17 protein-coding genes are annotated in these 14,079 nt (G+C 69.1%); 9 read left to right on the top strand and 8 right to left on the bottom strand.

Annotated features, from left to right (window positions below):
• Position 1 precedes the first annotated feature (1 nt).
• From yaaA to queF, 3 genes are read left to right on the top strand one after another with little or no spacing between them, the layout of a single operon-like run.
• Positions 2-778: a peroxide stress protein YaaA gene (gene yaaA, locus HPS01S_RS16800; protein WP_066158566.1), complete on the top strand. Its 777-nt coding sequence runs from the start codon at positions 2-4 to the stop codon at positions 776-778.
• Positions 779-799: 21 nt separating this feature from the next.
• On the top strand, positions 800-1,693 hold the full coding sequence (locus tag HPS01S_RS16795; protein WP_066158565.1) for a 2OG-Fe(II) oxygenase: 894 nt from the start codon (positions 800-802) through the stop codon (positions 1,691-1,693).
• The gene (gene queF / locus HPS01S_RS16790) at positions 1,690-2,532 is read left to right on the top strand and encodes an NADPH-dependent 7-cyano-7-deazaguanine reductase QueF (RefSeq protein WP_066158563.1); all 843 of its coding nucleotides are present in this window, start codon (positions 1,690-1,692) and stop codon (positions 2,530-2,532) included. Before HPS01S_RS16795 ends, queF begins: the two co-directional genes overlap by 4 nt.
• A gap of 114 nt (positions 2,533-2,646) precedes the next feature.
• Here the strand turns inward: queF and HPS01S_RS16785 are convergent, their stop codons facing one another.
• From HPS01S_RS16785 to HPS01S_RS16765, 5 genes are read right to left on the bottom strand one after another with little or no spacing between them, the layout of a single operon-like run.
• On the bottom strand, positions 2,647-3,426 hold the full coding sequence (locus HPS01S_RS16785) for an anti-sigma factor (RefSeq protein WP_066158561.1): 780 nt from the start codon (positions 3,424-3,426) through the stop codon (positions 2,647-2,649).
• Positions 3,427-3,434: 8 nt separating this feature from the next.
• Positions 3,435-4,004 (bottom strand): sigma-70 family RNA polymerase sigma factor, encoded by a 570-nt coding sequence (locus HPS01S_RS16780; protein ID WP_066158559.1) that lies wholly within the window; start codon positions 4,002-4,004, stop codon positions 3,435-3,437.
• Positions 4,005-4,018: 14 nt separating this feature from the next.
• Positions 4,019-4,687 (bottom strand): cupredoxin domain-containing protein, encoded by a 669-nt coding sequence (locus tag HPS01S_RS16775; protein WP_079364543.1) that lies wholly within the window; start codon positions 4,685-4,687, stop codon positions 4,019-4,021.
• A 13-nt stretch (positions 4,688-4,700) separates the two neighbouring features.
• The gene (locus tag HPS01S_RS16770) at positions 4,701-5,183 is read right to left on the bottom strand and encodes a group I truncated hemoglobin (RefSeq protein ID WP_066158557.1); all 483 of its coding nucleotides are present in this window, start codon (positions 5,181-5,183) and stop codon (positions 4,701-4,703) included.
• 31 nt (positions 5,184-5,214) lie between these two features.
• Positions 5,215-6,168 carry a DUF3034 family protein gene (locus HPS01S_RS16765; RefSeq protein WP_066158554.1) on the bottom strand — a complete coding sequence of 318 codons (954 nt, stop codon included), beginning with the start codon at positions 6,166-6,168 and terminating at the stop codon, positions 5,215-5,217.
• A 214-nt stretch (positions 6,169-6,382) separates the two neighbouring features.
• On the opposite strand from HPS01S_RS16765, the gene HPS01S_RS16760 reads away from it, so the two are divergent.
• From HPS01S_RS16760 to HPS01S_RS16750, 3 genes are read left to right on the top strand one after another with little or no spacing between them, the layout of a single operon-like run.
• Complete coding sequence (locus tag HPS01S_RS16760) at positions 6,383-6,982, top strand: ferritin-like domain-containing protein (protein WP_066158553.1); 600 nt, start codon at positions 6,383-6,385, stop codon at positions 6,980-6,982.
• Between the two features lie 5 nt (positions 6,983-6,987).
• Complete coding sequence (locus HPS01S_RS16755) at positions 6,988-7,374, top strand: c-type cytochrome (RefSeq protein ID WP_169803952.1); 387 nt, start codon at positions 6,988-6,990, stop codon at positions 7,372-7,374.
• A gap of 43 nt (positions 7,375-7,417) precedes the next feature.
• Positions 7,418-7,969 (top strand): DUF3455 domain-containing protein, encoded by a 552-nt coding sequence (locus HPS01S_RS16750; protein WP_066158549.1) that lies wholly within the window; start codon positions 7,418-7,420, stop codon positions 7,967-7,969.
• 7 nt (positions 7,970-7,976) lie between these two features.
• Here HPS01S_RS16750 and HPS01S_RS16745 read toward each other — a convergent pair whose 3' ends face one another.
• Positions 7,977-9,038, bottom strand: a complete 1,062-nt coding sequence (locus tag HPS01S_RS16745; RefSeq protein WP_066158547.1) for a histone deacetylase family protein — start codon at positions 9,036-9,038, stop codon at positions 7,977-7,979.
• 77 nt (positions 9,039-9,115) lie between these two features.
• Between HPS01S_RS16745 and HPS01S_RS16740 the strand changes: the two genes are divergently transcribed.
• The 3 genes from HPS01S_RS16740 to HPS01S_RS16730 all read left to right on the top strand — a co-directional run bounded on the left by HPS01S_RS16740 (position 9,116) and on the right by HPS01S_RS16730 (position 11,717).
• Complete coding sequence (locus tag HPS01S_RS16740) at positions 9,116-10,330, top strand: 6-phosphofructokinase (RefSeq protein ID WP_066158865.1); 1,215 nt, start codon at positions 9,116-9,118, stop codon at positions 10,328-10,330.
• 89 nt (positions 10,331-10,419) lie between these two features.
• Positions 10,420-11,061: a YitT family protein gene (locus HPS01S_RS16735; protein WP_066158546.1), complete on the top strand. Its 642-nt coding sequence runs from the start codon at positions 10,420-10,422 to the stop codon at positions 11,059-11,061.
• Between the two features lie 212 nt (positions 11,062-11,273).
• Positions 11,274-11,717 carry a thermonuclease family protein gene (locus HPS01S_RS16730; protein ID WP_066158543.1) on the top strand — a complete coding sequence of 148 codons (444 nt, stop codon included), beginning with the start codon at positions 11,274-11,276 and terminating at the stop codon, positions 11,715-11,717.
• Here the strand turns inward: HPS01S_RS16730 and HPS01S_RS16725 are convergent.
• Both HPS01S_RS16725 and HPS01S_RS16720 read right to left on the bottom strand, forming a co-directional pair.
• Entirely contained in the window at positions 11,702-12,457 is a 756-nt protein-coding gene (locus tag HPS01S_RS16725; protein ID WP_066158541.1) for a HesA/MoeB/ThiF family protein, read from the bottom strand. The two genes, HPS01S_RS16730 and HPS01S_RS16725, sit on opposite strands and share 16 nt — an antisense overlap.
• A gap of 34 nt (positions 12,458-12,491) precedes the next feature.
• A complete protein-coding gene (locus tag HPS01S_RS16720) occupies positions 12,492-13,967 on the bottom strand; it encodes a S41 family peptidase (protein WP_157576406.1) in 1,476 nt (491 codons plus the stop codon).
• Positions 13,968-14,079 lie beyond the last annotated feature (112 nt).

Raw genomic sequence — 14,079 nt, 5'->3', positions numbered from 1 at the left:
CATGCTGTTTGTCATTTCCCCCGCCAAGGCCCTCGACTACGAGACGCCGGCCCACATCAAGACCTACACGCAACCGCTGTTCGTGGAACAGGCGAGCGAGCTGATCGCCGTGCTGCGCGAGAAGTCGCCGCAGCAGGTCGCCGAGCTGATGGACCTGTCGGACCAGCTCGCAGGCCTGAACGCCGCGCGCTACCAGGCCTGGTCGCCCAAATTCACCGCCAAGAACTCCAAGCAGGCCGTGCTGGCTTTCGATGGCGACGTGTACGGCGGGCTGGATGCGAAGACTCTGAACGAGGACGAGCTGGACTGGTTGCAGCAGCACCTGTGCATCCTCAGCGGTCTCTACGGCGTGCTGCGCCCGCTGGACCGCATGCAGGCCTACCGGCTGGAGATGGGCACTCGGCTCAAGACCGACAAGGGCAGCAACCTCTACCGCTTCTGGGGCAGCCAGATCGCCGAGTACCTCAATGGCCGCGCCCGCGCCGACAAGAGCCCGGTGCTGGTCAACCTGGCCAGCGAGGAGTACTTCAAGGCGGTGGACCTCAAAGCGCTGCAGCCGCGTGTGGTGAACTGCGTGTTCGAAGAGAAGAAGGGCGCGAACTACAAGATCGTGAGCTTCTTCGCCAAGCGCGCGCGCGGCCTGATGGTGCGCTACGCGCTGCAGCACCGGGCGGCCACGCCCGAGCAGCTCAAGGGCTTCGACCTGGAGGGCTACCGCTTCGCGCCCGCCGCCAGCGGGCCCGACCGTTTCGTGTTCCGGCGCGACCAGGGCGCCTGACCGCCGACCGAGGAGACGACCATGACCCAGACCGTCACCCCCGAACTGCGCCAGTGGATCATCGAGCAGTCCACGGCCGGCTGCATGCCCGAGGCGGTGCTCGAAGCCATGGTCAAAGCGGGCTGGCAGGCGGATGTGGCTGAGGCCGCGCTGGAGCAGACCCTGCGCGACCACCTGCAGAAGCTCGGCGCGGGCCGTGCCGCCGCGCCCGCTCCGGTCCAGGCTCCAGCCCAGGCCACGGCGCGCGAGATGGCCACGGTGCGCGTGCCCGACATTGCACTCAGCGGTTCGCCACGCCGGCTGGACGCGGGCGACCGCATGGTCGACGTGATCATCTCCGTGACGCAGCCTCGGGTGGTGGTGCTCGGCGGCCTGCTCAGCCACGAAGAGTGCGACGGCCTGATCGAAGCGTCCCGGCCGCGCCTGGCGCGCTCGCTCACCGTGCAGACCGCCACCGGCGGCGAGGAACTCAATCCCGACCGCACCAGCAACGGCATGTTCTTCAACCGCGGCGAGAGCGAGCTGGTCAAACGCATCGAGGCGCGCATCGCGCGGCTGGTGAACTGGCCGGTGGAAAACGGCGAGGGCATCCAGGTGCTCAACTACAAGGTGGGTGCGGAATACAAGCCGCACTACGACTACTTCGACCCGGCCGAGCCGGGCACGCCGACCATCCTCAAGCGCGGTGGCCAGCGCGTGGGCACGGTGGTCATGTACCTCAACGAACCGCCGCGCGGCGGCGGCACCACCTTTCCGGACATCGGTCTGGAAGTGGCGCCGGTGCGCGGCAATGCGGTGTTTTTTTCCTACAACCGGCCGCACCCCGGCACCCTGACCCTGCACGGCGGCGCGCCGGTGCTCGAAGGTGAAAAATGGGTGGCGACCAAATGGATGCGCGAACGGGTATTTGAATGACGCCAGACCAATCTCCCCTGGGCAAGACCACCGACTACGTCGACCAGTACGACCCGTCCCTGCTGTTTCCGCTGCCGCGCGAGGCCAAGCGCGTCGAAATCGGCATCACCGGCAGCGTGCCCTTCCTGGGTGCCGACCTCTGGACCGCCTTCGAGCTGAGCTGGCTGAACATGAAGGGCAAGCCGCAGGTGGCGATCGCCCACATCACCATTCCCTGCGAGAGCACGCACATCGTCGAGAGCAAGTCGTTCAAGCTCTATCTCAACAGCTTCAACAACACCCGCCTGGACAGTGCGGACGCGGTGCGCGACCGCATTCGCGACGACATCAGCCGCGCCATCTGGGGCGGTGAGGCGGTGAAGTCCTCGGCCGGCGTGCGGCTGCTGCTGCCCGAGCTGTTCGAATGCGAACCGGTGAAGGAGCTGGAAGGCGTGTCGATCGACCGCCTCGATGTCGAGTGCGACACCTACCAGCCGACGCCGGCCTTCCTGAGCGCCGCGCTGGACGAGAAGCCGGTGGACGAGGTGCTGGTGAGCGACCTGCTGCGCAGCAACTGCCCGGTGACCGGCCAGCCCGACTGGGGCAGCGTGCAGATCCGCTACAGCGGGCCGCAGATCGACCAGGCCGGGCTGCTGCAGTACATCGTGAGCTTCCGCAACCACAACGAATTCCACGAGCAGTGCGTCGAGCGCATCTACATGGACATCATGGCGCGCTGCAAGCCGGCCAAGCTGATGGTCTACGCGCGCTACACGCGCCGCGGCGGGCTGGACATCAATCCCTGGCGCAGCAGCCACCCCCAGCTGCCGCCCGCAAATACGCGGACTGCCAGGCAATAGGCCGTTTCCGGCGCGCCGGTACGCCATCGAGGATGCGGTGGAACCGGCTCTGCCGGGCCACTCGCATCGCCCCCTTGAGGGGGTCGCGCGCAGCGCGGCAGGGGTGGGCCTGGTTCAGAGCATCTTCTGGATCAGTGCGCCCTTGAACAGCACCGGTCCGGTGGGGCCGGTCTCGCTGGGCACGCCGCCCTTGGGCTCCAGGCTGATGGCCAGCGCCGGCACCTCGCGCACGTCGCCCTCGCCCGCTGCGAGCTGCAGCAGCTTCTCCTGGCTCAGCACGCCCAGCGAGCGCGGCTTGCTGCCCGGCGGCAGGGCCCAGAGCTGCAGCGACTTGTCGGCCGCTTCCTGGTAGCCGCCCACGCGTTGCAGCGTCAGCTTGCGGTTCTTCGGGTCGAAGGTCACCAGCATGGAGGCGCTGGCCTGTTCGTCGTTGAGCACGGCCACGTACTCGATCTGCGGCTGGTTGCCCAGCTTCGCCTGCAGTTCGTCGATCTGTGCCCCGAGCCGGTCGCGCAGGCTCACGGTGGTCACCACGGCCAGCACGGTGGCCAGCGCGCCGGCACCGGCCGCACCGCGCCACAGCGCCAGGCTGCGCCACCAGCCGGTGGGGGGCGGCGGCGCCGGTTCCGCGCGGGCCGCCGCCATGGCCGCCTGTTCGCGCTCGGCCTCGATCAGGTTGTGGATGCGCGTCCAGACCACGGGCGAGGGCGTCACCGCGGGCGCCAGCTCGGTCATGCTGGCGACGCGGCTCTGCCAGACCAGGGCCGCCGCACGCACCGGTGCCCGCTCGCGCGCCAGGGTTTCGAAGCGGCGGCGCGCGCCGCCGCGCAGGGTGCCGATGGCGTAGGCCGCGGCCAGTTGGTCCAGCAGGTCGGGGTGTCGGTGGATGTCCATGGCGTTCCTCAGGCAAAACGCGCCATGCAGATGCGCAGCTGGTCCAGCCCGCGCCGGATCCAGGTCTTGACGGTGCCCAGCGGCAGCTTGAGCTGTTCGGCCAGCTCGCCGTGGCTCAGGTCACGCAGGTAGGCCAGGCTCACCACCTCGCGCTGCCTGTTCTCCAGCCGTGTCAGGCACTGGTGCAGGGCCCAGGCCTGCTGGCTGGCCAGGCTGGTGTGCATCGGGTCGGGGGTGTCGCCTTCGAGCCGGTCGGCCATGCCGTCGTCGTCGATGTCGTCGCTCAGGTGCTCGCGCTCGGCCTTGCGCCGGCGCAGCAGGTCCAGCGCGCGGCTGCGCACGATCAGGCCCATCCAGGCCATGGGCGGGCTCAGCGAGGCGCGGTAGTCGGGCGCGCTGCGCCAGATGTGCAGGAAGGTTTCCTGCAGCGCGTCCTCGGCCCACTCGTGGCGTTCCAGCACCCGCAGCGCCAGGCCGTAGAGCTTGCCGCTGGTGAGGTCGTAGAGCGACTTGAGCGCGGTCTCGTCGCGCTGCGCCACGCGGTCGAGCAGCGCCATCAGGGTGGGGTCGGTGTCCATGCGGTGGGCGGGCCTCAGTAGGTGCTGCCGGCGTCGGACTGCACCCGGCGTGGCTTGCGCGGCTGCACCAGGGTGGGCACGTTCACCGTGGTGACCGGCTGCACCTGCAGCGCGACGCTGGCCTGGTCGACCAGCTGGTCCGGGTGCCAGACCCGCAGCTGCATCGCGCCCTCGGGCACCTGGGGCAGGGTGGCGGTGCCATCGGCGGATGTCTTGGCGGCCCAGGGCGTGGACGCCACGTAGACGAAGCCGCGCATCGAGCCGTGCAGGTGGCAGCCAAGCTGGATCGGCCCGGCCTTCTCCAGCGTGACTTCGCTGCTGGGAGGCGTCTGCCCCTGCACACGTCCCGCCAGCCGGAACTCGAAGGCGGTGGTGCCTGCGGACAGGAGGCTGGGCGTGCCGCCCTTGACGTGGTGGTCCCATCGGTCGAGGTTGGAGAAGCGGATCTTCGAGCCGACCGGCACCAGGCTTAGCACCGGGTCGAACTGCATCTTCTCCTGCGTCACCGTCTGGTTGATCGGCTGCGCCGCCGGCACCGGCTGGCCGGCGGCCGGCTCCAGCACCACCACCGCGTCGGGCAGCGGCTTGCCGTCGCGGGCGAGCACGGTGACCTGCACGGTGGCGGCCTGCGCCGCAGAAAGGCCGGCCAGCAGGCAGGCGGCCAGAAGGGGGGCGTGGCGCATGGGGTCTCCTGGTTTATCGGACGTTGATCACGTCGCGGTGCATCGGGGCCAGCAGCGCGAGCAGCTGATTCTGCCGGGCAAACGGAATCCCGCGGACTTCCATGCTCATTTGCAGCACCTCGACCAGCGCGTTGAAGTCGGCGCGGGTCACGTCCATGTTGCTGTGGGCTTCCTTCATGTCGGGGCCGTTGTAGACGCAGGGGCCGCCGGCGAGCTGGCAGATCTGGTCGGTCAGCTGCTTGGCGAGGTTGGCACCGTTCGCGTCCTTGAAGGCCTCGGCCAGCCGAGCGTCGGCCTTGAGGCGGTTGACGAAGTCGTTCATCAGGGTGCGCAGGCCGGTCTGGCCGCCCAGGGCGTCGTACAGACCAGGGGCCGGCGCCACCGGGTAGGCCGATGCGGCCGAGGGCGCCAGCGGCTTGTCCATGGACTGGGCGCCTGCCGGCGCGCCGATGAGGGCCAGCAGAGAGAGGGCGGAGAGGGTGATGAGCTGTTTCATGGTGGTGGTGGTGACTTGTTTGGGTGGGCGTTCAGAACGCGAACTGGGCCGAGAGGTAGGTGCCGGTCTGCTTCTTGCTTTTCGTGGTGGCCGGCACGACGGTGCCCAGATCCACATAGGCCAAGGTGAGCGAGACGTTCTTGCTGGGCGCCCAGGCGATGAAGATGTCTTTCCAGTCGCCGGCGCGCAGGCCGTCGCCCAGACCGGCCGCGGCACCGGCCTTGTTCAGCTTGTCGGGCATGGCGCGGTACTCGAAGCCGACCGCCAGGTTGTTGCGCAGCAGCCAGGCCACCGAGAGTTCGGGCATCAGCTCGTAGCCGTTGTCGGCGCCGCCCAGCGTGGCGCCGTGGCCCAGCAGGCCGCCCTGGTTGGCCTTGGTGGCGCGCAGCGTTCCGTTGACCAGCAGGCCCTGGGCCAGGAACAGCTTGGTGGCGCTGACGTAGATGTCGGTGCCCGAGCGCTTGGCGCCCAGGGCGGACAGCGTGCTGTCCAGTCCGGTGGAGCCCAGGCGCTTGGCCATCACGCCAACCGCAATCTGCGGCATCAGCGTGTCGCTGTCGAGGATGGCGTCGCCCGCCACGCGGAACTTGGCGCCGACGATGTCCTGTTTCAGCTTCAGGCCCGGCAGGCCCAGCAGGGTGCCGGTGATGCCGGTGTCGAAGTCCTGCCGCGCCACGGACAGTTCCACCCGGTCGTTGATGCCGACCGCGGCGCCGAAGGCGTTGAGCCGGTAGTCCTGCGTGCGCGCATGGCTGAGGTGTGCCGAAAAGCCGGTCTGGCCTTCGGTCGCCTGACTGCCGATCACGGCCCAGGGCGAGAGGCCGCCGCCGGCCGCGCCGTCGATGGTGCTGACGCCGCCGGTCAGCAGCAGCTTGCCGGTGTCGGCGTGGGCGGGCGCGTGGGCCAGCAGGGCGGCGGTGGCGCCCAGGGCGAGCAGGTGGCGGACAGGGTGCCGGCGCAGTGGGGAGTGGAAGGTGTGGGGCATGGTGGTGGGATGTGATGGGGAAAAGGTGCCGGTCGCTGAACAGACCCGACCTTCCCTGTACGCGGCCACCGGGCCAGTGGATTCAGGCGCGGCATACCCACAAGAAATTTGTGGGTTTCTGAATCCGCTGCGGGAGCGGCCTGCGTATCCGGTCCGTCGGTGCTGATTTCTCGACCGGCGCTGTTTCCCTCACCCACCACACAAGGACCCCACCATGTCGAACATCATCCTTCCCGCTTCCGAACTCGTCGGCCCACCCGCATCGCGCCGCAGCTTCATGCGCCGTGGCGGTGCGCTCTCGGCCGTGGCTGTGGCCCTGCTGGCCGGCAAGGACACCCTGGCCCAGGGCATGTCCGCCGATGTGTCCAAGGATGTGTCCATCCTCAACGTGGCGCTCGGCCTGGAGCACGAGGCCATCAACGCCTACCAGCTGGGTGCGGGCAGCGGGCTGCTGCAGAAGCCGGTGCTGGACGTGGCCGTGAGCTTCCAGGGGCACCACAAGGCGCACCGCGACGCGCTGATCGCCACCATCCAGAAGCTGGGCGGCACGCCGGTGGCCGAGAAGAAGCTGGACGACTACGCCAAGGCGCTCAAGGCCGACACGCTGCGCAACCAGGCCGACGTGCTGGACCTGGCGGCGCGGCTGGAGCTGGGCGCCACCAACGCCTACCTGGGCGTGATCCCGTCGCTCGGCAGCAAGGACCTGGCCAAGGTGGCCGCGCGCCTGGCGGCCGACGAGACCATGCACTTCACCGTGCTGACCAACGCCCTGGGCCGTCCGCTGCCCGGCGGCGCCCTGAGCTTCGGCGCCTGATGACCATGTCGTTGCGCCGCGCCGCGCTCGCGCTGGGTCTGCTGGCCGCCGCCTGGCCGGCGGCCCAGGCCCAGTCGGGCGATGTGGCGCATGGCCGCGGGCTGTTCGAGTCGCGCTGCGGCGGCTGCCACAGCCTGGACGACGACCGCGTCGGTCCCGCGCTGGGCACCGTGGCCGGCCGCGTGGCGGGCAAGAAGGCGGACTTTGCCTACTCCGCCGCGCTGGCCGCCGCCACCCACGTCTGGACGCCCGAGAAGCTGCAGGCCTGGCTGACCGACCCCGAGACCCTGGTGCCCGGCCAGGCCATGGGCTACCGGCTGTCCGAGGCGGCCGACCGGCGCGACGTCGTCGCTTTCCTGCAATCCCTCGCCACGGGCCAGCCGGCCCGCTGAGTGCCGTTCACCCACCTATATAGATACACACAGGAGCTGTTCCATGTTCTCCCGCTTCACCACCACCGCACTGGGCGGCGCCGCCGTCCTCGCTCTCTCCGCCTGCGCCAGCGGCCCCACCATGGCCCCGTTCTCGCAGGCCGATCTGCCGGCCGCGGTGCAGGTGCCCGCCGGCCACCGCGTGGCCTTCGAGACCGCCGCCGCCGGCGACATCACCTACCAGTGCCAGGCCAAGAAGAACATGGCCGGCCAGTACGAGTGGGTGTTCATGAGCCCCGACGCCGGCCTCAAGGGCCGCAAGGGCGAGCGCCTGGGCAAGTACTACGGCCCGCCCGCCACCTGGGACTTCAACGACGGCTCCAAGGTGAGCGGTGCGCAGCTGGCGGTGGCGCCCAACGGCAGCGGCAACATCCCGCTGCAGCTGGTCAGGGCCAACCCGGCCATGGGCAGCGGCATGGCCCAGGGCGTGAGCCACATCCAGCGCGTGGCGACCAAGGGCGGCGTGGCGCCGGCCGCACCCTGCGATGCGTCGACCATGGGCAGCAAGCGCGTGGTCACTTACACGGCCGACTACATCTTCTGGAAGCCGGCGTGAGCCGGCGTCAGATCGAGCGGCAGTAGGCTTCGAGCAGGTTGACCGCGTTGACGCCGACCTCGTCCACCGCGTAGCCGCCTTCGAAGGTGAACACGGTGGGCAGGCTGGCGGCGGCCAGCAGGCGGCCGACGGTGTCGTAGTCGCTGCTCTCCAGCGTGAAGCCGGAGATCGGGTCGCCCTTGAAGGTGTCCATGCCCATGGGCACCACCAAGGCGTCGGCGCCGAAGTCTTCTACCGCTTCGATGGCGGTGTCCAGCGCGGCGCACCAGGCGGCGAAGCCGGTGCCGCGCGGCAGCGGGATGTTGAGGTTGAAGCCTTCGCCCGCACCCGCGCCGCGTTCGTTGGCATGGCCCAGGAAGAAGGGGTATTCGGTCGCCGGGTCACCATGGATGGAGACCGTCATCACGTCGGCGCGCTCGTAGAAGATGGTCTGCGTGCCGTTGCCATGGTGGTAGTCGATGTCCAGCACGGCCACCTTGGCGTGGCCCAGGTCGCGCAAGGCCTGCGCGGCGATGGCACCGTTGTTCAGGAAGCAGTAGCCGCCGAAGAAGTCCGGCCCGGCGTGGTGGCCCGGCGGGCGGGTCAGCGCAAACGCCGCGCGGGCGCCGCCGTGCACCTCGCGCGCGGCGGCCACGGCACAGGCAGCACCGGCCCGCGCGGCGGTCCAGGTGCCGGCCATCAGCGGCGAGCCCGAATCGAACGAGAACAGGCCCAGCCGCGCAGCAAAGTTCTGCGGCAGCACATCGGTGCGGAAGGCGTGCTTGTTGCCCAGCGGCCAGACCGAGGGCAGGGCGTCGCGCTGCGCGTTCGCCGGGTCCATCGCCACCCACTCGTCCCAGGCGCCGGCCAGGAACTGCGTGTAGCGCGCGTCGTGCACGCGGGCGATGGCGGCGTCCAGATCGGTGTCGCCCACCTCCGGCAGGAACAGCCCACCCTGCGAACGACGCTGCAGCTCGGCCAGCACGTAGTCCAGCCGCGCGGGCACCTCGTGACAGGGCACCATGCGGCCACGGAACATCTCTTCGCGCCCCTGGTGCAGGGCGTGGTGGGGGTTGTGGAAGGTCTTCATGCGCGACAGTGTCCCACTCTGCGGCGCCGAAGGCTATATTGCGCGAGCACACTTTTGCCGTCACCCAGAGGTTCACCATGTCGTCCGGAAAAATCCTCGTCGCCCAGGGCGGCGGCCCCACTGCCGTGATCAACCAGTCCCTCGTGGGCGTGGCGCTGGAGGCGCGGCGCTTCCAGAACGTGCAACGCATCTACGGCGCGCGCCACGGCGTGCGCGGCATCGTCGACGAGAACTTCGTCGACCTCACGCAGGAGACCAGCCACAACCTCGAAGCCGTGGCGCGCACGCCGGCCTCGGCGCTCGGCTCCACGCGAGACAAGCCCGACCTGGCCTACTGCCAGGAGATCTTCAAGGTGCTCAAGGCGCACGAGATCGAGCACTTCTTCTACATCGGCGGCAACGACTCGTCGGACACGGTGCGCATCGTCAGCGAGGAGGCGCGCAAGGCCGGCTACCCGCTGCGCAGCATCCACATCCCCAAGACCATCGACAACGACCTGGTGGGCAACGACCACACGCCGGGTTTTCCGTCGGCGGCGCGCTTCGTGGCGCAGGCGTTTGCGGGGGCGAACCTGGACAACGCGGCCCTGCCAGGGGTGTACGTGGGCGTGGTGATGGGGCGGCACGCCGGCTTCCTCACGGCCGCGTCGGCCCTGGGCAAGAAGTTTCCCGACGACGGCCCGCACCTGATCTACGTGCCCGAGCGGGTGTTCGATATCCCGAAGTTCCTGGCCGACGTGAAGATCATGTACGAGCGCCACGGCCGCTGCGTGATCGCGGTGAGCGAAGGCATCCACGACGCCTCGGGCCAGCCCATCATCACCCAGCTGGCCAAGGACGTGGAGAAGGACGCTCACGGCAACGTGCAGCTCAGTGGCACCGGCGCGCTGGCCGACCTGCTGTGCGAGGAGATCAAGGCCAAGCTGGGCATCAAGCGCGTGCGCGGCGACACCTTCGGCTACCTGCAGCGCAGCTTCATCGGCTGCGTGAGCGACGTGGACCAGCGCGAGGCGCGCGAGGTGGGCGAAAAGGCGGTGCAGTTCGCGATGTGGGGCAAGGTGGACGGCTCGGTGGCGATCAAGCGCACCGGCTTCTATTCGGCCGACTACGAGCTGCTGCCGCTGGAGGCGGTGGCGGGCAAGACCCGCACCATGGAGGATGAGTTCATCGCGCCCAGCGGCACCGACGTGACCGACGCCTTCCGGCTCTACCTGCGCCCGCTGCTGGGTTCGGACATGCCCGACGCCTTCCGGCTGCGCTACAACCCGGTGGCCAAGGTGCTCAGACCCTGAGCCCTGCCGCTGACCTGCGTCAAGCCGGGGGCGGCGCATTCCTGCGACACTGGCGCCCCGTTTTCTCCAGCCTTCGAGCGCCGACCGCCATGTCGTCCCCGTCCCACGCTCTTTCGACCGCTCCCAAGGCGGCACCGATCTCCCGCCACCGCCCGCACGAAGACCTTCAGGCCCTGCTCACCGGCACCCTGTTCGTCGGCCTGGGTGTGGTGCTGTTCGGCCACGTCGGCCTGCTCAGCGGTGGCACCGCCGGGCTGGCCTTTCTGCTGCACTACGCCACCGGGGTGAGCTTCAGCGTCTGGTTCTTCCTCATCAACCTGCCGTTCTACTGGCTGGCCTGGCGTCGCATGGGCGCGCCGTTCGCGCTCAAGACCTTTGCGGCGGTGGGTCTGCTCTCGCTCTGGGCTTACCTGATCCCGCGCTGGATTTCCATCGGCGCGCTGGCCCCGGGCTTCGCCGCGGTGGCGGGTGGGCTGCTGGTGGGTGCGGGCATGCTGATGCTGTTCCGCCACCGGGCCAGCCTGGGTGGTTTCAACGTGCTGGTGCTGTACCTGCAGGAGCGTTTCGGCTGGCGCGCTGGGCACATCCAGATGGGGCTGGACTGCGCCATCGTGCTGACCGCGTTCGCGCTGCGCGAGCCGGTGCAGATCGCCTGGTCGGTGCTGGGTGCGGTGGTGCTGAACATGACGCTGGCGATCAACCACCGGCCGGGCCGGTACATGGCTGTATGAGGAGGCCCCTCCTGCGCCGCTTCGCGGCTTCCCCCCGGAGGGGGGACGCACCCTGTGGCCCGGCGAAGCCGGTTCCACGGGTGCCTTGGTCTCTCTTCGCTCCGTTGCTTTTTGTGTTCGGCGCTTCGCTTGCGCTCGCACAGTCGCCTGCTTCCACGTCGTCCGCTGCTTCGGGTTTTCGTCCCCGGTTCAACGAGGCCTATGAGGCGCGGGTGACGCGGGTGCCGGATGGGGACACCTTGTGGGTGAAGCCGCTGGCGGGTGGGACGTACCGCAAGCTGCGGCTGGACGGGGTGGATGCGCCGGAGATCTGCCAGGACGGCGGTGTGGCGTCTCGCGAGGCGCTGGCCGGGCGTCTGCTGGAGCAGACGGTGACGGTGACCGAACGGCGGCGCGACGACTACGGGCGGGCGCTGGTGCGGCTGAAGCACCGGGGCGACGATGTGGCGGGCTGGCTGGTGCGCGAGGGCTGGGCCTGGTCGTACCGCTGGCGGCACAGCGACGGGCCGTTCGCCATCGAAGAGGTATTGGCACGCAAGGACCGCAAAGGCATCTTCGCGTCGGCGGGTGCCGAGAACCCGCGGGATTTCCGCAAGCGCCACGGGCCGTGCCCGATGCCGGCGCGCAGCAGCGCGAAGGATCAGCCGGCGCGCTGAGCGCAGACTGCGCAGTGCGGCTGGCGCGGCAGGGCGATGGTGTTGAAGGCCAGATCGCGGCCATCGATCATCAGCAACTGACCGGTCAGGCGCGAGCCCAGGCCGCTGAGGATCTTGAGCGCCTCGGCCGCCTGCATGGTGCCCACGATGCCCACCAGCGGCGCGAACACGCCCATGGTGGCGCAGCGCACCTCTTCCACCCCGGCGTCCTCGGGGAACACGCAGGCGTAGCAGGGCGAGTCGGCGTCGCGCGGGTCGTACACCGCCAGCTGCCCGTCCATGCGGATCGCGGCGCCCGAGACCAGCGGCACGCCGTGGCGCACGCAGGCGCGGTTGACCATGTGGCGGGTGGCGAAGTTGTCGCAGCAGTCGATCACCACATCGACACCGGGCAGCAACTGGTCCAGCAGCGCGTCGTCGGCGCGCTGTACCAGGGCCGCGACCTGCGGGTCGGGGTTGATGGCAGCGATCGCGTGGCGCACCGACTCGGCCTTGGGCGTGCCCAGGCGTTCGAGGTTGTGCGCGATCTGGCGCTGCAGGTTGGTGGCGTCCACCTCGTCGTCGTCGATCACGGTGATGCGCCCGACGCCGGCGCTGCCCAGGTAGAGCGCCACCGGCGACCCCAAGCCGCCGGCACCGATCACCAGGGCGTGCGACGCCAGCAGCTTCTCCTGGCCTTCGATGCCCAGCTCTTCGAGCAGGATGTGGCGCGAGTAGCGCAGGAGCTGCTGGTCGTCCAAGATCGCGTCGCCGACCCGTTCACCGGGGCGGTGATCAGTTCTCTTTCTTCTCTTCGGGGCGCTCGGTCAGGGTCTTGCTGACCAGCACCGGACGGCCCTTGAGCTTGTTGAGCGCCTGCTGCAGCTGGAAGTCCTTGTCGCTGCCGAATTCCGGCACCAGGCGCTGGCCCGGGTTCTTCTTGGACTCTTCTTCCAGCCGCTTGCGGGCCTGCTCACGTTCCTGGTCGCGCTGCTGTTCGGCGGCGCGCTGGGCATCGGTCATCGGCTCGCCGGCCTTGGCCTCTTCGCCATTGGTCAGGTGTTTGGTCAGGTCGGCCTCACGGGTGCGCAGAGCGGCGAACACATTGCCCTCGGGCGTTTCGTCGACCATCACGTCGGGCACGATGCCCTTGGCCTGGATCGACTTGCCGGCCGGCGTGTAGTAGCGCGCGGTCGTGAGTTTCAGGCCCGTGTCGGGGCCCAGCGGGCGCACGGTCTGCACCGAGCCCTTGCCGAAAGTCTGGCTGCCCAAGATGGTGCCGCGCTTGTGGTCCTGCAGCGCGCCGGCGACGATCTCGCTGGCCGAGGCCGAGCCTTCGTTGACCAGCACCACCAGCGGCACGTTCTTGAGCGCGCCGTTGGTCACCTTGTTCAGGCGGGCGATCGGGTCCGGGCCGCCGCGGCGCAGGTAGTGCTGCGGGTTGGCGGTGTAGGTGAACTTGCTGTCGGCGAGCTGCCCATTGGTCGAGACCACCGTCACGTTCTCGGGCAGGAAGGCCGCCGACAGGGCCACGGCAGCTTCCATCAGGCCGCCCGGGTCGTTGCGCAGGTCGAGCACCAGCCCCTTGAGCGGACCGGCCTTGTACAGTTCCTCAACCTTGCGCGCGAAGTCCTCAACCGTGCGCTCCTGGAACTGCGAGACGCGCACCCAGCCATAGCCGGGTTCGACCAGCTTGCTCTTGACGCTCTGGGTCTTGATCTCTTCACGGGTAATCGTGACCGGGAAGCTGCGGTTCTCGTCCTTGCGGAAGATGGTCAGCAGCACCTTGGTGCGCGGCTCGCCGCGCATGAGCTTGACGGCGTCGTTGATCGACAGGCCCTTGACGGCGGTGTCGTCGATCTTGGTGATCAGGTCGCCGGGCCTGAGGCCGGCGCGGAAAGCTGGAGAGTCTTCGATCGGCGACATCACCTTGACCACGCCGTCTTCCATGGTGATTTCGATGCCCACGCCGACAAACCGGCCACTGGTGCCCTCGCGGAATTCCTTGAAGGACTTCTTGTCAAAGTACTGGGAGTGCGGGTCCAGGCTGGAGACCATGCCCGAAATCGCCTCGGAGATCAGCTTCTTCTCGTCGACCGGTTCGACGTAATCGGTCTTGACCATGCCAAACACTGCGGCGAGCTGCTGCAGCTCCTCCAGCGGCAGGGGGGCGAGCGAGCCGCGCGCCACCGCCTGAAGCTGCACCGTGGTCAGCGCACCGGCCACGGCGCCTGCGGCCACCCAGCCGACGATCTTCAGCTTCTGATTCACTTGCTTGCCCATCCATTCACCCCGAAAAAAGCGCTGGCCCGGGCGGTTGCGCCGCGGGCCTGCAAACCAATATACACCTAGGAGTCAAGCCTTGTGATTCGGTTCCGCCCGG

The sequence above is a fragment of the Hydrogenophaga pseudoflava NBRC 102511 genome (genome assembly GCF_001592285.1).
GTDB lineage: Bacteria > Pseudomonadota > Gammaproteobacteria > Burkholderiales > Burkholderiaceae_C > Hydrogenophaga > Hydrogenophaga pseudoflava.
Note: the sequence above shows the minus strand (reverse complement) of the source record. Positions and strands in the feature narration are given on the sequence as shown.